The 17577-nt window shown below is 41.4% G+C and carries 15 protein-coding genes; 14 read left to right on the top strand and 1 reads right to left on the bottom strand.

The window, feature by feature from the left end:
- Position 1 precedes the first annotated feature (1 nt).
- From rbsK to prfB, 8 genes are all read left to right on the top strand, one after another.
- Positions 2-910, top strand: coding sequence for a ribokinase (gene rbsK / locus ACRX5O_RS12405; RefSeq protein ID WP_433906244.1), 909 nt, complete (start codon positions 2-4; stop codon positions 908-910).
- Complete coding sequence (gene rbsD / locus ACRX5O_RS12400; RefSeq protein ID WP_433906243.1) at positions 907-1302, top strand: D-ribose pyranase; 396 nt, start codon at positions 907-909, stop codon at positions 1300-1302. The genes rbsK and rbsD overlap by 4 nt, the downstream gene beginning before the upstream one ends.
- Positions 1303-2799, top strand: a complete 1497-nt coding sequence (locus ACRX5O_RS12395) for a sugar ABC transporter ATP-binding protein (RefSeq protein WP_433906242.1) — start codon at positions 1303-1305, stop codon at positions 2797-2799.
- Between the two features lies 1 nt (position 2800).
- A complete protein-coding gene (locus ACRX5O_RS12390) occupies positions 2801-3745 on the top strand; it encodes an ABC transporter permease subunit (protein WP_433906241.1) in 945 nt (314 codons plus the stop codon).
- 30 nt (positions 3746-3775) lie between these two features.
- Positions 3776-4711 (top strand): ribose ABC transporter substrate-binding protein RbsB, encoded by a 936-nt coding sequence (gene rbsB / locus ACRX5O_RS12385; RefSeq protein ID WP_433906240.1) that lies wholly within the window; start codon positions 3776-3778, stop codon positions 4709-4711.
- Between the two features lie 139 nt (positions 4712-4850).
- Positions 4851-5939 carry an SEC-C metal-binding domain-containing protein gene (locus ACRX5O_RS12380; RefSeq protein ID WP_433906239.1) on the top strand — a complete coding sequence of 363 codons (1089 nt, stop codon included), beginning with the start codon at positions 4851-4853 and terminating at the stop codon, positions 5937-5939.
- 134 nt (positions 5940-6073) lie between these two features.
- Positions 6074-8590 (top strand): preprotein translocase subunit SecA, encoded by a 2517-nt coding sequence (gene secA / locus ACRX5O_RS12375; RefSeq protein ID WP_433906238.1) that lies wholly within the window; start codon positions 6074-6076, stop codon positions 8588-8590.
- A gap of 389 nt (positions 8591-8979) precedes the next feature.
- A protein-coding gene (gene prfB, locus ACRX5O_RS12370; RefSeq protein WP_433906237.1) for a peptide chain release factor 2 occupies positions 8980-10084 on the top strand; the annotation gives its coding sequence in 2 pieces (ribosomal slippage) (positions 8980-9051 and positions 9053-10084; 1104 coding nt in all).
- Positions 10085-10128: 44 nt separating this feature from the next.
- Here the strand turns inward: prfB and ACRX5O_RS12365 are convergent.
- On the bottom strand, positions 10129-11682 hold the full coding sequence (locus ACRX5O_RS12365; RefSeq protein WP_433906236.1) for a glycine betaine uptake BCCT transporter: 1554 nt from the start codon (positions 11680-11682) through the stop codon (positions 10129-10131).
- Between the two features lie 215 nt (positions 11683-11897).
- Here ACRX5O_RS12365 and ACRX5O_RS12360 point away from each other — a divergent pair, with 215 nt between their 5' ends.
- The 6 genes from ACRX5O_RS12360 to ACRX5O_RS12335 all read left to right on the top strand — a co-directional run bounded on the left by ACRX5O_RS12360 (position 11898) and on the right by ACRX5O_RS12335 (position 17487).
- Positions 11898-12230 carry a hypothetical protein gene (locus ACRX5O_RS12360; protein WP_433906235.1) on the top strand — a complete coding sequence of 111 codons (333 nt, stop codon included), beginning with the start codon at positions 11898-11900 and terminating at the stop codon, positions 12228-12230.
- 352 nt (positions 12231-12582) lie between these two features.
- The gene (locus ACRX5O_RS12355) at positions 12583-13446 is read left to right on the top strand and encodes a YitT family protein (RefSeq protein ID WP_433906234.1); all 864 of its coding nucleotides are present in this window, start codon (positions 12583-12585) and stop codon (positions 13444-13446) included.
- 52 nt (positions 13447-13498) lie between these two features.
- Complete coding sequence (gene cccB / locus ACRX5O_RS12350; RefSeq protein WP_433906233.1) at positions 13499-13816, top strand: cytochrome c551; 318 nt, start codon at positions 13499-13501, stop codon at positions 13814-13816.
- Positions 13817-14516: 700 nt separating this feature from the next.
- Positions 14517-15203, top strand: a complete 687-nt coding sequence (gene ftsE, locus ACRX5O_RS12345; protein WP_433906232.1) for a cell division ATP-binding protein FtsE — start codon at positions 14517-14519, stop codon at positions 15201-15203.
- Positions 15193-16086 carry a permease-like cell division protein FtsX gene (gene ftsX, locus ACRX5O_RS12340; protein ID WP_433906231.1) on the top strand — a complete coding sequence of 298 codons (894 nt, stop codon included), beginning with the start codon at positions 15193-15195 and terminating at the stop codon, positions 16084-16086. Before ftsE ends, ftsX begins: the two co-directional genes overlap by 11 nt.
- A gap of 111 nt (positions 16087-16197) precedes the next feature.
- Positions 16198-17487 (top strand): murein hydrolase activator EnvC family protein, encoded by a 1290-nt coding sequence (locus tag ACRX5O_RS12335; protein ID WP_433906230.1) that lies wholly within the window; start codon positions 16198-16200, stop codon positions 17485-17487.
- Positions 17488-17577 lie beyond the last annotated feature (90 nt).

Below are 17577 nucleotides of genomic sequence, written 5' to 3'. Positions count from 1 at the left end.
ATTGAAAAAGAAGGTACTAGTTATAGGGAGTATTAATATGGATCTTGTCACGAAAACAAGCCGAGTACCAAAGCTCGGCGAGACGTTGATGGGGGAATCCTTTTTCACCATTCCAGGTGGAAAAGGAGCCAATCAAGCTGTTGCTGCAACGAGACTTGGAGCAGAGGTTACGTTGATTGGTTGTATAGGTAAAGATGCTTTTGGAAATCAACTGAAGGAAGGTTTAACAACGGAAGGAGTTATTACGTCGTATGTGAAACCGGTTACACATACGGCGACTGGAACGGCATCCATAACATTATCTAACGGTGATAACAGTATCATTGTTGTCCCGGGAGCGAATTTCGCCGTCACTCCTGAGTATGTTCAACGCTTTGAACAGGTAATAGCAGATAGTGATATCCTGCTTCTCCAACTAGAAATACCATTGGAAAGTGTGGTTGAGGCAGTAAAAATCGCCAAAAAGCATCAGGTAAAAGTCATTTTAAATCCAGCTCCGATTCAGGCGTTACCGAAGGAATTATTAGAGCAAATCGATTACATTACACCAAATGAGCATGAGCAAGAGTTATTGTTGAGCTCACCGGAGTTGACGGAGGAAGAACTGAAAGCGATCAAAGCAAAGTGTATCGTTACAAAGGGATCCAAAGGAGTCATGCTAATTCAAGATGGAGTAGAAAAGGAGATTCCTAGTTTCAAAGTAGATGTGGTAGATACAACGGGAGCAGGAGATTCCTTTAATGGGGCGCTTGCATTGTCACTAAGTGAAGGAATGTTACTAGAGGAAGCTTGTGAATTTGCTAATGCTGTAGGGGCAATATCTGTCACTAAGCTTGGAGCTCAAGGCGGAATGCCTACAAAAGCAGAGGTAGAGGAGTTTCTTAACGTAAGAAAGGGTGGAGACAAATGAAGAAACAAGGAATGTTAAACAGCCATATATCAGAGGTTTTATCAAGATTGGGTCATACAGATACGATTGTAATCGCCGATTGTGGACTACCAATCCCTGATGAGACGATTCGTATAGATCTTTCATTAAAACAAGGTACTCCCACTTTTATTGATACGTTAAAAGTTATTTTGGAGGATATGGTGGTTGAAAAAATCACATTAGCAGAAGAGATACATGAAAAAAACCCTGGTGTGAAACAAGATATTGTAGATCTATTCCAACACCAAACGATTACATATATGTCCCATGAAGAATTTAAAAAACAAACAAAACAAGCAAAAGCTGTGATTCGTACAGGGGAAATCACACCCTATGCCAACATTATTCTACATGCAGGAGTGACTTTCTAAATGGCACAACAACCTTTAGTTCAGATGCGCGGGATTAGTAAAGCGTTTTCGGGTAATAGGGTGTTAGAAAATGTAGAATTTGAGATTTTACCAGGGGAAGTTCACGCGTTAATGGGTGAGAACGGAGCAGGTAAATCAACGTTAATGAAAATTTTAACAGGGATATACGAAAGAGATGCTGGAACGGTTTTGGTTAGAGGCAAAGAGGTCCATTTTAAGAATACAAAAGAAGCCGAACATACAGGAATTGCGGTTATTCATCAGGAGCTAAATATTATCCCTTATCTATCTGTTACAGAAAATATGTTTCTAGGAAAAGAATTAACGATCGGGAAGACTGGGATTATTAAGTACAAAGAAATGAAGACAAAAACGAGGGAATACTTAAATCGCCTTGGAATTGATATCGACCCAGATGTGGAAGCCGGTACTCTTTCAGTCGGTCAACAGCAAATGATCGAGATTGCTAGAGCTGTTGCAGCTAACACGGAGGTTCTTATTATGGATGAGCCAACAGCTGCTTTGACAGACAGAGAGATACATGCTCTTTTTCAAGTAATTAATTCCTTAAGAGCGCAAGGAGTCGGGATTGTTTACATCTCTCACCGGATGGATGAAATCTTTGAAATTTGTGATCGTATTTCTGTTCTTCGGGATGGTCAATTTATAGGAACGAAGGCGATTCCAGAAACCAACTTTGATGAGATTGTCAAAATGATGGTAGGGCGACAGTTAGGTGAGCGTTTTCCAGAAAGGGTTCCGGATCTAGGTTCTACTAGATTACAAGTCGAGAATTTAACGAGCAAAGGAAGCTTTGAAGGAATTAGTTTTTCTGTTAAACAAGGGGAAATCCTCGGCGTAGCAGGGTTGATGGGAGCAGGTCGAACAGAAATAATGGAGGCCATTTTCGGATACCGCTTGATTTCAAGCGGGAAAGTGTTAATTGATGGAAAGGAAACAAACATCAAATCTCCTTACGAGGCCATACAGCATGGAATTGGCTTTATTACAGAAGACCGGAAGAATGAAGGACTCGTTCTTGGACTTTCCGTCCGAGAAAACTTTACGCTAACCAACTTCTCAAGCGTTTCTAATAAGGGTGTCATTTCTGCTAAAAAAGAAGAAGAGTTTGTGGAGGATCTCATCCAAAAGCTGCACGTAAAGACAGCAAGCCAACATTTATCTGTTAAATCACTAAGTGGTGGAAATCAACAGAAAATCGTGATTGGAAAATGGCTAGGAATTCAACCGAAAATATTAATTTTAGATGAACCAACGCGGGGAGTTGACGTTGGGGCGAAGAAAGAGATTTATCAATTAATGAACGAACTTACAAAGCAAGGTGTTGCGATTATTATGGTTTCTTCAGAGTTACCTGAAATATTAGGGATGAGTGACCGAATTCTAGTTATTCATGAAGGAAAGGTTTCAGCGACTTTATCAAGAAACGAAGCAGATCAGGAAAAAATCATGCAAGCAGCAACTGGAGGGAAGTAAAATGAAAGCGTCCTCATTTAAGGTGTCAAATCTTCAAAAATTGGGACCGTTAATCGGATTATTTATCATCACGTTTGTTTTAGCTATTGTTAGCGATAATTTTATGACGGTCGATAATATCCTAAATGTTATGCGACAGGTATCGATTAATGCACTTATTGCATTTGGTATGACCTTTGTTATTTTAACTGGTGGAATTGACCTTTCTGTTGGTTCGATCTTGGCCTTATCTTCTGCGATAACTGCTAGTTTACTAGCTGGAGGAATGGATCCGATATTAGCGATACTAATTGGGTTATTAGCAGGAGCGATCATGGGTGCAATTAATGGATTCATCATTACCAAAGGGAAGGTTGCTCCATTCATTGCAACACTAGCAACCATGACTATTTTTAGAGGTTTAACTTTGGTGTATTCAGATGGACGTCCGATTACAGGACTATCTGATAGTGCCTTATTTGAAATGATGGGGAAAGGGTATGTGTCTTGGATTCCTGTACCTGTGATTTATATGATGGCGGCATACTTCATTTTATATTTTATTTTAAAGAAAACGACATTTGGACGTAGAGTGTATGCGATTGGTGGGAATGAAGAAGCAACGATACTTTCTGGTATTCGTGTTGATCGAGTGAAGATCTGGATTTACTCAATCACTGGCCTTTTATCCGCATTAGCAGGAATTATTCTAGCTTCACGATTGAATTCTTCTCAACCGACAGCGGGGGCTTCCTATGAATTAGATGCCATTGCAGCAGTTGTACTAGGAGGAACAAGTCTTTCTGGCGGACGAGGTTGGATTTTTGGAACGTTAATAGGTGCTCTAATTATTGGAGTATTAAATAATGGATTAAACATCATGAATGTGAGCTCCTTCTATCAACAAGTGGTTAAAGGAGGTGTCATTTTACTTGCCGTCTTACTAGATCGAAAAAAAGCAGCATAAACCATTCAACTATTATTAGGAGGTCTTTATATGAAGAAGATGTTTAAAGGTTTCGTATTTCTTGCGATGTTTATGATTTTGTTAGCTGGCTGTTCAACAGAGCCTCCAGGTTCATCTAAAGAGGCAAAAGAAGCGAGTGGAACGAAAAGTGATACGATTAAAGTCGGTCTTTCTATTTCCACCTTAAACAATCCGTTCTTTGTGACATTAAAAGAAGGTGCTGAAGAAGAAGCAGAGGCACAAGGAATTGAAATTGTAGTGGTAGATGCACAAAATGATTCAGCAAAGCAAGTAAATGACATCGAAGATTTGCTCCAACAAGGGGTAGACGTATTGCTTGTTAACCCAACAGATTCAGCAGCCGTAGTGGCAGCCATTGAATCTGCTAACAGTGCAGGCGTCCCCGTAATTACTTTAGATCGAAGTGCTGAAGGTGGAGAAGTCGTTTCACATATTGCTTCTGACAATACGGCTGGAGGAAAGATGGCTGGTGAATTTATTCTTGAGCAAATCGGAAATGAAGGAAAAGTGGTAGAAATTGAGGGAATACCAGGTTCATCAGCTGCACGTGAACGAGGTGCTGGCTTCCATGAAGCAGTTGACGCAGTTAGCACGTTAGAAGTTGCAGCTAAACAAACAGCAGATTTTGATCGGGCAAAAGGATTATCTGTTATGGAAAATATTCTTCAAGGAAACAAAGACATTCAAGCAGTATTTGCTCATAATGATGAAATGGCTCTAGGTGCTCTTCAAGCAATTGAAGCAGCAGGTCTAACAGATGTAGTTGTCGTTGGATTTGATGCAACTGAGGATGCAGTGAAGGCTGTAGAAGACGGAAGAATGACAGCAACTGTTGCACAAAAACCTGCTCTTATTGGTCAGAACGGAATCACTACTGCTATTAAAGTAGCAAATGGTGAGACTGTAGAGGAGTTTATCCCAATTGAGTTAGAACTAGTAAAATAATAGCTCGGCACTTCTTCCAAACGAAGAAGTGCTTTTTTATTTGGAAAAACACAACCTATTTTCTACCGAACCGCTTTTGTATTCCACCAGAATCGTTTACACTAAAGGGTAAGAGATTTGGATAAAGAAGGAGAACCGAATGGCAGCATCATTTAACAGAAATGCACCATGTACATGTGGGAGCGGGAAAAAATATAAAAAATGTTGTGGCTTAAAAGAAGCCATTTCCATTAACTCACTCATTGAACGTGAGATTGAGCAAATTCAGGCAAAAATCATCAGCGATGTTGATTATATGTACGGTGATGAAATAGACGAGGATTTTGATCGGTATGTTCTTCCGGCGCTAGTGGACGACGAAAAGGAAATTGAATTTTTTGGTTTTATCCACACGGTGTGGTTTGCTCTTTTCAAACTAGTGGACCAAAACAGAACGTTTTTACAAGATTTCATCCATCACCGTGATAAAACGGTCACAAGAGCGAGTTTAAGAGACATCGTCGCTTCATGGCACAGCCCTCGCCCGGTAGCAGGAAGAATGCTAGAACTCACGCCAACCAGTGTGGATATGAAGGACACGCTGACGGATGAGCATCTTCATATCAAGCTTCTACAACCTTCAGAGGCAGAGCCAAATTCCTTTATCTTTGGATTTATTGTTCCTTATCGTGAGGAGTGGATCTTTTTCCCGACCTTCTTTGACCTTGAAGGGGAGTCAGATCAAAGGGATGAGGAGTTTATCAAGCAAGAGTTCGCTGAAAGTAAGTACGATGACCCGATCGAGTTCTTAAAAAATCAGCTTCTCTATGTGATGAACGAAATTCAGTTTTTATCTGCTGAAGTGAACATCGACAACTTCAAATGGCCACTTCCTGTTCAAAAGGTGATTGCTGAGCTGTTAATACAAGAGTTTAAGAGCTACGGGTCGCCACCAGAACTAACAGGAACGGGAATCGCGCTTTGGAATCGTTATTGTCAAATCAAGCCAAAGCAGGTGAAAAATAAGTCTGTGTACGTAGCAGCTGTTCAGTATGTGGCAATGGAGGTTCATCCGTTAGTTGACCTTACGATTAATGAGTTTGCCTTAGAGACGGGAGTATCTGCTACCAGTCTTGGAAGAATCGTCAAGGACTTAAAGACCACCCTAGCTCCTGAGTTACGAGAACTCCGAGCGATGATATTAGAAGACCTGCAGATTGAACTGGAAGAGGACGAGTATTTAAAGTAACACTTTCTAGCTCTTATTGGCACTGAATACCCAAAAGTGATAAAATAATAGGTAAACATTTGAATAACGAAGTTTCGCCATGCAACTTGGCGATTTTTTTACATAATAGCCATCACCAAAAAGGAGCGTTCTAAATGCTTGGAATGTTAAATAAAGTGTTTGATCCGAATAAAAGAGAATTAAAACGTCTAACCAAACTGAGTGAAGAGATTGAAAAATTAGCACCAAGAATGGAAGCGTTGAGCGATGACGAGCTTCGTGCTAAGACGGACGAGTTCAAGACTCGCTATCAAGGTGGAGAGTCACTTGATGATTTGCTTGTTGAAGCGTTTGCCGTTGTTCGCGAAGGGGCCAAGCGTGTTCTTGGGCTATACCCGTATCCTGTTCAGCTAATGGGGGGCGCGTCTCTTCATGAAGGGAACATTTCCGAGATGAAGACAGGGGAAGGGAAAACGTTAACGTCTACCATGCCTGTATACTTAAACGCCTTGTCTGGAAGAGGCGTTCATGTCGTAACGGTGAACGAATACTTGGCAAGCCGTGACGCGACAGAAATGGGTCAGCTTTATACGTTCTTAGGCTTAACGGTTGGTCTAAACACAAACGGCCTTTCTAAAGAAGAAAAGCAAGCCGCGTATGCTTGTGATATTACGTATTCCACGAACAATGAACTTGGCTTTGATTATCTCCGCGATAACATGGTTCTGTACAAAGAGCAAAAAGTACAGCGTCCACTTTATTACGCGGTCATTGACGAAGTGGACTCGATCCTAATTGACGAAGCACGTACACCATTGATCATTTCTGGTTCGGCTCAAAAGTCGACAGCCCTATATATTCAAGCGAATGCGTTTGTTCGTACGCTGAAAAAAGAGGAAGACTTCACGTACGATGAAAAGACAAAAGGTGTTCAGCTTACGGAAGATGGAATCAACAAAGCGGAGCGTGCGTTTGGAATTGAAAACTTATTCGACATTCGTCACGTAGCGTTGAATCATCATATCGGACAAGCGCTGAAGGCACACGCGAGCATGCATTTAGATGTGGACTATGTCGTGCAGGACGGCGAAATCGTCATCGTTGACCAATTCACCGGTCGTCTTATGAAGGGTCGTCGTTATAGCGATGGTCTTCACCAAGCGATAGAAGCGAAAGAAGGTCTTGAGGTTCAGAACGAAAGCATGACGCTTGCAACGATTACGTTCCAGAACTACTTCCGTATGTATGAAAAATTGTCTGGAATGACGGGTACAGCGAAAACAGAGGAAGAGGAATTCCGCAATATTTATAATATGAATGTGGTTGTCATTCCTACGAATCGTCCGATTGCCCGTGATGACCGTGCCGATTTAATCTACGCATCAATGGACGGAAAATTCCGTGCCGTTGTGGAAGATATTGCAGAGCGAAACAGCAAGGGTCAACCAGTTCTTGTTGGTACCGTTGCGATTGAAACATCTGAATTAATTTCAAAATACCTAACGAAAAAGGGTATTCGTCATAATGTATTAAACGCAAAAAACCATGAGCGCGAGGCAGAAATCATTGCGGAAGCAGGTCATAAAGGTGCGGTAACGATCGCAACCAACATGGCTGGTCGTGGTACGGATATTAAACTTGGCGAAGGTGTAAAAGAGGTTGGCGGCCTAGCTGTTATCGGTACGGAGCGCCATGAGAGCCGTCGTATTGATAATCAGCTTCGTGGACGTTCGGGTCGTCAAGGGGATCCAGGGGTAACGCAGTTCTATCTTTCTATGGAAGATGAGCTGATGCGCCGCTTCGGTTCTGATAATATGAAGGCGATGATGACACGTCTTGGAATGGACGATTCTCAGCCGATCCAAAGTAAAATGGTATCAAGAGCGGTAGAATCCGCACAAAAACGTGTAGAAGGAAACAACTTCGATGCGCGTAAGCAGCTTCTTTCTTACGACGATGTGCTTCGTCAGCAGCGTGAAATTTTATACACTCAAAGAAATGAAGTGCTTGAGTCTGAGAACCTGCGCGAAATCGTAGAGAAAATGATTGAAACGGTCGTTAGCCGCAGCGTAGAAGTTCACACACCAAGCTTTGAGGACCGTGACAAATGGAACCTGCAAGGAATCATTGACTACGTAAACGGAAATCTTCTCCATGAAGGTGACGTAACGGTTGATGACCTGAAAAATAAAGAGCCAGAGGTCATGACAGAATTGATCCTTGCAAAAGTGAAGGAGCGCTACGACGAAAAAGAAGAGCAGCTTTCATTCGAGCAAATGCGTGAATTCGAAAAAGTTGTCGTACTTCGTGCCGTTGACTCGAAGTGGATTGACCACATCGATGCGATGGATCAGCTTCGTCAAGGAATTCACTTACGTGCGTACGGTCAAATCGACCCACTTCGCGAATACAACCACGAAGGCTTTGCGATGTTCGAAAGCATGATCGCAGCCATCGAAGAGGATGTAGCGAAGTACGTCATGAAGGCGGAAATCCGCAACAACCTAGAGCGCCAAGAGGTAGCAAAGGGCCAAGCGGTGAACCCGAAAGAAGACGGCGAAAAGGCAGTCAAGAAAAAGCCAGTAACCAAGGCAATGGATGTCGGCCGTAACGATCCATGTATTTGCGGAAGCGGCAAAAAGTATAAAAACTGCTGCGGAAGCCTAGACTAGGGCAATAAAAGTGGCTGGATTTTTGGCATTAAGGTGATTTTACGACAAGAAGGGTCGCCTTTTAGCGAGTTTGCAGTAGTTTTTGAAGAGATATTTGCGATTCTGAAGATTTACTTGCGATTTTAATAATATATTTGCGATTCTCAGGATTTACTTGCGATTATAAAAATATATTTGCGATTCTCAGGATTTACTTGCGATTACAAAAATATATTTGCGATTCTCGAAAATTACTTGCGATTCCAACATTATATTTGCGATTCGCAACACAATTCCCAGTCTCAAACACACACAAACATAATAAAATAGAGGGTCGGTAGCAACAGAATCTACCGTCCTCTTTTTATGGAAAACGATCATATTAAAATTCTTATAGAGGTGGCACAATCATGGAATTAGCAGATATTCGTAATGAGCTTGAAAAAACAGCTAAGAAATTAGCGGACTTTAGGGGGTCTCTTTGACTTAGAAAACAAAGAGGCGCGAATTGCGGAGCTTGACGATGTCATGCTTCAACCAGAATTTTGGAATGACCAGCAAGCAGCGCAAGCGGTTATTTCTGAATCCAACGCATTAAAAGACCAGGTTCATGAATTTCATGACCTGTACGAAGTGTACGAAAATCTAGATCTAACATATGAACTTGTTCGTGAAGAAGCAGATGAAGAAATGCAAAACGACCTAGCAACCGAGTTGAAGGACTTCTCTGAGCGCCTTGCTCAATTCGAACTTCAACTGTTATTAAGCGAAGAATATGACAAAAACAACGCGATCCTTGAGCTTCACCCAGGTGCAGGCGGAACCGAGTCGCAGGACTGGGGCTCGATGCTTCTTCGTATGTACACACGCTGGGCAGAGAAGAAGGGCTTCAAGGTGGAGACGCTTGATTACCTACCAGGTGACGAAGCGGGGATTAAAAGTGTTACTCTAGCAATCAAAGGCCATAATGCCTACGGCTACCTAAAAGCGGAAAAAGGGGTTCATCGTTTGGTGCGTATTTCTCCTTTTGATTCATCAGGTCGTCGTCATACTTCCTTCGTTTCTTGTGAAGTGATGCCAGAATTCAACGATGAAATTGAAATCGACATCCGTACAGAAGATCTGAAAATAGATACGTACCGTGCGAGTGGTGCTGGTGGACAGCATATTAACACGACGGACTCTGCCGTTCGTATAACTCACTTACCAACGAATGTCGTGGTGACGTGTCAAACCGAGCGTTCTCAAATTAAAAACCGTGAGCGTGCGATGAAGATGCTTCAAGCCAAGCTTTATCAGAAAAAAATTGAAGAACAAGAAGCAGAGCTTTTGGAAATTCGTGGCGAACAGAAGGAAATTGGCTGGGGTTCACAAATTCGATCATACGTGTTCCATCCGTACTCGATGGTAAAAGATCACCGTACCAGCACGGAGACAGGAAATGTGCAAGCAGTTATGGATGGAGATCTCGACATTTTTATTAATGCGTACTTGCGTTCAAAATTAAGTTTATAAAAGAGAAACGCCTTCTAAGTATCAAAGCTTAGAAGGCTTTTTTATTATAAGTCACTTTCTTTTAAAAGCTGGTCTAATTTTTTATTCCGACGCTTTTCAATCCTCTTCTGCTCTCTTACTTCCTCATTTAATGACTTACTCAAAGAGACAACCATCAATACCATAATCACAGCAAAAGGAAGGGCAGCCACTATCGAGGCGGTTTGTAGTCCATTCAATCCGCCACTCCACAATAACACCGCAGCAATACTTGATTGCAGCACTCCCCAAATGATTTTAGTAGAATTCGCGGGATTTAACACCCCTTTGGACGTGAGCATTCCAAGCACTAATGTAGCGGAGTCAGCAGAGGTAATAAAGAACGTAATAATTAACAATGTGCCTAAGCCCGCTAAAATGGTTCCAAGTGGGAACTGCTCTAAGGTGATAAAAAGGGCAGTTGTCACGTCGTTGCTCACCGCATCGACAATTCCTTTGTTTTCAAAAAGCTCAAAGAAAAGAGCGGAGCCTCCAAAAGCTGAAAACCAAATGGTACCGAATAAGGTTGGGACAAGCAAGACCCCTAGGACAAACTCCTTGATGGTTCTTCCTTTAGACACGCGGGCGATAAACGTCCCAACAAATGGTGCCCATGAAATCCACCATGCCCAGTAAAACAGGGTCCATGCGCCAACCCATGTTCCTTGCGTAAAAGGAGATAAACGGAAGCTCATCGGAATAATGTTACCTATGTAGGCCCCAATCGTAGTGGTAAAGGCATCAAAGATAAAGGAGGTCGGTCCAACGACAATCACAAATAATAAGAGTCCGACCGCCAGTCCTAAGTTCAGATTACTTAAATAACGAATTCCTCTATCTAGTCCTGTGGTAGCAGAAACCATATAAAGGATGGTGACAATAGCGATGATGATCATTTGAATGGTAGTGTTGTTTGGAATTCCTAATACATGGGAAAGGCCACTGTTAATTTGAAGTGTCCCTAATCCTAGTGAAGTCGCAACACCAAACGTCGTTGCGATCGTAGCAAATGTATCAATTCCTTTTCCAATCGGCCCCTCGACCCTTTTTCCAAGCAGGGGACGAAAGGTGGAACTGATCAGTCCAGATTCCCCTTTTCTAAACTGTGAATAAGCAAGCCCAAGGGCAATGATGCAATAAATAGCCCAGGGATGGAGCCCCCAGTGAAAAAAGGAGTATCGTAACGAATAACGAGCTGCTTCTGCTGTTTGGCCTTCAGCCAAATCAAGCGGGGGATCAATATAATGAGTGATTGGTTCAGCTACTCCCCAAAAGACCAATCCAATCCCCATACCTGCAGAAAATAACATCGCGAACCATGAAAAGTATGAGTATTCTGGCTCGTCATCATCTTTCCCGAGCTTAATTTTCCCATATGGCCCAAATGCCAAGTACGCCGCAAATACTAAAAAGATAAAGGCAGCTAATAGATAAAACCATCCAAAAGTCCCCGTTGTAAAGGCGAGGGCCGCATTAGCAGACCCTGTCAAGTTTTCTGGTGCGAGTAGTCCCCATAATACAAATAAACTTATGATAACAACAGATATGTAAAATACCGAACCTAGTTTTTTCTCCTTCACATAATCATCCTTCCTACGGTTCATTCACATTTAGTATACAATCTTTCTATTAAATCATGCGTTTGTCAAGGAATTAGGAATGGCTGGAAAAAAAGCGGTGAAATTAATACGAAATGCCCTTGAAGGATAAAGGGTTTTCAAAAATAATAGATAAAGTATCAAGAATTTTTTGCACAACGCTAGATTTTTGTTATCATTATGTAGGGAATGCGATCGTGCTGGACAGAGGTGAAAAAATAGTTATGATTACCGAGCAATCAATGCTCTATCTAACCGACAAACTCCGCAAAGAGGATGAACTGGTGGAGCTAAAATATGAATATTATAAACGACTTTTACGTGATGAACTACGTACATATAAACAAATTAAAGTACCTACTGAAAACTACACCATTTCAAACGAGGAATTCGTTGATTGGTCGATTGAGCTTTTAACCCCACAAGAGCTACATGATGTCATTATGATGATCCGATATGCGAAAAACCGATCGACGAGCGTTCGTCCTTTTCTTGAAACGATCGCGGTTGGAATCGTTAATAAACAGTAATAAGACCGAGCATGGTGAATGCCCGGTCTTATTTTGTACATATTAATAAAACGCTGTGGTCGTAAAGATTGTTGTTAAAATCTTAAAGCCGATTTCAACGTGGAAATAGCTATTTTGCGCTTAAGAATTTAGTTTACAGGCTCTTTTCTTATTAAATTTATACTATTTTCTGTGGGAACTTAGACAATCATTAAAATTATGATCCAAAAAGCAACAAAGTTTAAGAAAAGAGCCTAATAAGAAGGTTTTTTAGCCCTTTAACACGGTGGTACAGTGGCATTTACAACATTTTTCCTCCATGCTATACTCGCCTAGTTATTTGTAAAAGAGGTTGGTAAAGGAGACACTGTTAATGAATCGAAAAAAGACATCTGGAGTCCATCCGAAGGTAGAAGTATTTTTAGAATACATATATGTACTAATCGGATCAGCTATTGTGGCGGTTGCCTTTAACTTATTTTTATTACCCAATCAAATCGCTTCTGGTGGGGTAAGTGGGATATCCACCATTCTCTATTCTCTATTTGAATTTGAACCAGCTATTGTTCAGTGGACTTTTAATATTCCTTTATTTATTGCTGGTGTTCTTTTACTAGGGAAGAATTTCGGTGTGAAAACGCTGGTAGGGACCATTTTTCTACCATTGGTTGTGTTTTTTACGAATGATTATGAGCCTTGGACGAATGATCCACTACTCGGAGCATTGTTCGGGGGAATTGGAGTGGGTCTTGGATTAGGGATCGTGTTCCGTGGAAAAGCGTCAACAGGTGGAACGGATCTGGCAGCTCAGATTATTAACAAATACACGGGTCTTACACTGGGGACATGTGTGGCAATTATCGATGGGTTAATTGTTTTGTCTGCGGCGATTGTGTTTGATATTGAACGTGGCTTGTATGCATTGATTGCTTTGTATGTAACAACGAAAACGATTGACCTTGTGCAAATTGGTCTTGGTCGTTCTAAGATGGCCATGATTATAACGAACCATCAGGCGGAAGTACGCGAATGCATTCTGAATAAAATCGACCGTGGTGTGACAAAACTATCAGCATACGGTGGTTATACAGATCACGAGCGGCCGATCCTTATGTGCGTCGTGCACCAAACAGAGTTCACGAAATTGAAACAACTAGTGAAAACCATTGACCCGTCTGCATTTGTCATTGTTATGGATGCTTCCGAGGTGCTTGGTGAGGGTTTCAAACGAGCCTAGTCTTGGTATAATATTACCGACTATGTATTTTTTTCCTTAGGGGGGAGTTTGGATGAAGAAGAAGCTTCTTGCACTATTGATGGGATCATTATTTGTACTTGCTGCATGTGGCGGCGGAGAGGAAGCAAGCGATGACAGCACAACAGCTAGCGGCGGAGACGCTGAAAAGCTTTACGGGCAAAAATGCTCAAGCTGTCACGGTGGAAACCTCGAAGGTGGAGTAGGACCGAAGCTTGATGCCATCGGTGCTAGTCTATCAAAAGAAGATATTGAAAATGTAATTGCAAATGGCCAGGGCGCAATGCCAAAGGGACTTCTACAAGGCGAAGATGCTTCCACTGTTGCAGAATGGTTAGCTGGAAAGAAATAATGGTAGATGAAAAACGTCCTGAAGGGGCGTTTTTTGTTTTGTGTGTTCTCGGCTAACGGGGATTTTCGCGGATATATTCAGGATTTCGCAGATAAAATTGAAAATTCGCGGATATATTCAGAATACCGCGGATAAAATTGAAAATTCGCGGATATATTCAGAATACCGCGGATAAAATTGAAAATTCGCAGATATATTCTGAATATCGCAGATAAAGTAAAAATTTCGCGGATAAACACCAGAAACTCGCGGATAAAACCATAAAGTCACGGATAGAATGCGAAAACTCGCGGATAGAACCACAAAACTCGCGGATAGATCGCCAAAACTCATTGAAAGACACCCTCAAAGTCTACCTCTACGTAACAAACCACCACAAAAATACAAAATTCCACAACATATCCCCCTCATTAAATAGAGGAATTTCACCTATCATGTCGAATCATTTAGATGACTATTACCAACTCTCACCATAATATGACAATACTTGAAAAGAAAATGTAATATTTTTATACCGCTTTTTGTATTAGGATAGTGCTATAATGTTTCTTGTATGTGATTTATGAAGAATACTGTCTAATGTAGCGGTCAACTTTTGTCGAATTTCGACGATAATTCATTTGAGCATCATTCATGTAATGTAACCAACATCCAAAGGCCAATTGATAGATATGACAAAAACAATTTAGGTGATAGTTAAATGATAGAAATGAAAGAAGTATATAAAAAGTATCCAAACGGTGTTACTGCCGCTAATGGTATAGATGTAGATATACAGCAAGGTGAGTTTGTGTACGTGGTTGGTCCGAGTGGTGCGGGAAAGTCCACTTTTATTAAAATGATGTACCGCGAGGAAAAGCCCACAAAAGGTTCGATTATGATTAATGGAATCAATCTTGCCACACTTAGACCCTCAAAAGTTCCACTATTACGAAGAAATATTGGCGTGGTTTTCCAAGACTTTAAATTACTGCCGACGTTAAATGTATATGAAAATGTTGCGTTTGCACTTGAAGTTATCGAAGAACAGCCGAAATATATAAAGAAGCGAGTAATGGAGACGCTGGATCTCGTTGGCTTAAAGCATAAAGCGAGAATGCTTCCAACCGAGCTTTCTGGTGGAGAGCAGCAGCGTATTTCTATTGCACGTTCGATTGTAAATGCACCAAAGCTTGTGATTGCCGATGAGCCGACAGGGAACCTTGACCCTGAGACTTCTTGGGAAATTATGAACATCTTTGAAGAGATTAACACAAGAGGAACAACCATCATAATGGCGACACACAATAGGGATATTGTTAACACCATTAAGCATCGCGTTATTGCGATTGAAAGTGGAAAAATTGTTAGAGATCAAATGCGAGGTGACTACGGCTATGAAAGCTAGAACCATCCGTCGTCACATGAAAGAAAGCGTCAAAAATCTTGGCCGTAACGGCTGGATGACATTTGCGTCTGTTAGTGCCGTAACTGTCACATTGATTCTTGTTGGCGTGTTTTTAGTGATTATGATGAACTTGAATAAGGTAGCCGATTCGATTGAAGAAGACGTGGAAATCCGCGTTCATATAGATATTGCAGCAACGAAAAAAGACCAAGCAGCGCTTGAAGAGCAGATTAAGAGTCTTTCAAAAGTTGAAAGTGTCACCTTCTCTGCAAAAGAAAAAGAACTTGATAATTTGATTGCAAGTCTTGGGGAAGAAGGAGAAGTGTTTAACCTTTTTGAGCAAGACAATCCTTTAAATGATGTCTTTATCGTAAAAGCAAAGAATCCTACTGACACGATGAGTGTGGCGAAACAAATTGATAAATTTGAATACACGACAAAGGTGAAATATGGACAAGGCTCTGTAGAAAAGCTATTTAGCTTTTTATCCGTCAGCCGCAACGTTGGTCTTGTGCTAATCGTTGGATTGCTTTTTACAGCGATGTTCCTTATTTCAAATACGATTAAAATCACAATTATTGCTCGTAAACGTGAAATTGAAATCATGCGCTTAGTGGGAGCAACGAATTCGTTTATTCGTTGGCCGTTTTTCCTAGAAGGACTTATGCTCGGTGTGCTGGGTTCGATTATCCCAATCGCGTTGATTTCGGTGTTATATACAAAAGCATATGATTATATTGCACCACGATTAGAGGGCAATTTTATTCAAATATTGGATGTCAATCCATTTATTTTCCAAGTGGCTGGAATCCTTGTGATCATGGGAGCCTTCATTGGAATTTGGGGAAGCTTAATGTCCGTACGTAAATTCTTGAAAATATAAGGAAAAGGAATGTACGAGGTTCCTTTTCTACATAAAAAATGACTAGATTAATAGACTAGAATCTATCTGTCTATCGAACGACTAACTTAGCATTTGGAAGGAGAAATCGGAGTGAAAAAACAGATAACATATGTCACACTTGCTGCTGCAATAGGTTTCGGAAGTGTTCTTGTCTCTCCAGTAAAGGCGAACACAATCGAAAACCTTCAGGAAGAAAAGAGCCAAATTCAAGAAGAAAAATCAGAAGTAGATTCACAGCTAGAGGAAGCGGAAAAAAAGCTATCTGAGAATCAAGCACAGCAGGATAGTATTCAAGCTCAAATAAAAGAGATTGATATGAAGGTAACAGATACGGAAAACAAGATTGCTGAAAAGAACGTTGAAATCGAGAATACAAAGGCTGATATTGAAACATTAAAAGCAGAAATCGTTGTTCTAGAAGAGCGTATTGCAAAGCGAAATGAATTGCTAAAGGACCGTGCTCGTAACTTCCAAGAAAACGGAAGTATGGTTAGTTATATCGATGTATTGATGGGGGCAAAGAGCTTTTCAGACTTTATCGATCGCATGAGTGCGGTGGCTACCATTGTGGAAGCCGACCAAGATATTTTAAGAGAGCATCAAGCAGATAAAGAAGAACTTGAAGCTAAGAAAAAAGAAGTAGAGGACAAGCTTGCTGGATTAGAAAAAATGCTTGCTGACCTCGAAGGAATGAAGCAAAGCCTTGAAACACAAAAGGCTGAAAAGGACAAGTTAATGGCCACTCTTCAACAAGAAGAGACCGAACTTCATAACCATAAAATGGCGCTAGCAGAAGAGCAATCGATCTTAGCTAATCAAGCAGCTGCGATGCAAAAAGCCATTCAAATGGAGCAAGAACGCCAAGCGGCTGCAGCAGCTGCTGCAGCGGCGGCCGCAGCAGCAGCCGCAAACAATTCGTCAGGTGGCGGTAGTACAGAAAGTAGCAGCGGAGGCAGTACCGTTTCAGCACCAGCTGTATCCGGTGGATCTTTCACAAGACCATCAGCGGGTTACCTATCTTCAGGATTTGGTGTCCGTTGGGGTAAACTGCATGCAGGGGTCGATCTTGCAGCAAAAGGAACGGTTCCAATTGTTTCCGCTGCTGACGGTGTAGTTATTCGCTCGTATTATTCATCTAGCTATGGAAATGCAGTATTTATTGCCCATTCTATTAACGGTCAAACCTATACAACGGTGTACGCTCATATGAGCAGCCGTGCAGTGGGTGAAGGACAAGTCGTATCTAAAGGCCAGTTCATTGGAAACATGGGTAACACAGGTGATTCCTATGGCCAGCATTTACACTTCGAGCTTCACCGTGGTGGATGGAATGCATCGAAGTCCAATGCGATTGACCCTCGTGGAATTGTACCATTGTAAAAAATAATCCCTATAAAAAAGCGCAGTTTGTCTATTCATTTATAGACAGATTGCGCTTTTTTTTGTTGGAATGATTAATAGTGAGATATT

This window comes from Robertmurraya mesotrionivorans (assembly GCF_050971805.1).
Classification (GTDB): Bacteria; Bacillota; Bacilli; order Bacillales; family Cytobacillaceae; genus Robertmurraya_A.
The sequence above is the reverse complement of the archived record's forward strand: the minus strand, read 5'-3'. Positions and strand labels throughout refer to the sequence as shown.

Coding starts and splice junctions, on each gene's coding strand:
- rbsD (WP_433906243.1), top strand. CDS start 907: ATGAAGAAACAAGGAATGTTAAACAGCCATATATCAGAGGTTTTATCA.
- ACRX5O_RS12395 (WP_433906242.1), top strand. CDS start 1,303: ATGGCACAACAACCTTTAGTTCAGATGCGCGGGATTAGTAAAGCGTTT.
- ACRX5O_RS12390 (WP_433906241.1), top strand. CDS start 2,801: ATGAAAGCGTCCTCATTTAAGGTGTCAAATCTTCAAAAATTGGGACCG.
- rbsB (WP_433906240.1), top strand. CDS start 3,776: ATGAAGAAGATGTTTAAAGGTTTCGTATTTCTTGCGATGTTTATGATT.
- ACRX5O_RS12380 (WP_433906239.1), top strand. CDS start 4,851: ATGGCAGCATCATTTAACAGAAATGCACCATGTACATGTGGGAGCGGG.
- secA (WP_433906238.1), top strand. CDS start 6,074: ATGCTTGGAATGTTAAATAAAGTGTTTGATCCGAATAAAAGAGAATTA.
- ACRX5O_RS12355 (WP_433906234.1), top strand. CDS start 12,583: ATGAATCGAAAAAAGACATCTGGAGTCCATCCGAAGGTAGAAGTATTT.
- cccB (WP_433906233.1), top strand. CDS start 13,499: ATGAAGAAGAAGCTTCTTGCACTATTGATGGGATCATTATTTGTACTT.
- ftsE (WP_433906232.1), top strand. CDS start 14,517: ATGATAGAAATGAAAGAAGTATATAAAAAGTATCCAAACGGTGTTACT.
- ftsX (WP_433906231.1), top strand. CDS start 15,193: ATGAAAGCTAGAACCATCCGTCGTCACATGAAAGAAAGCGTCAAAAAT.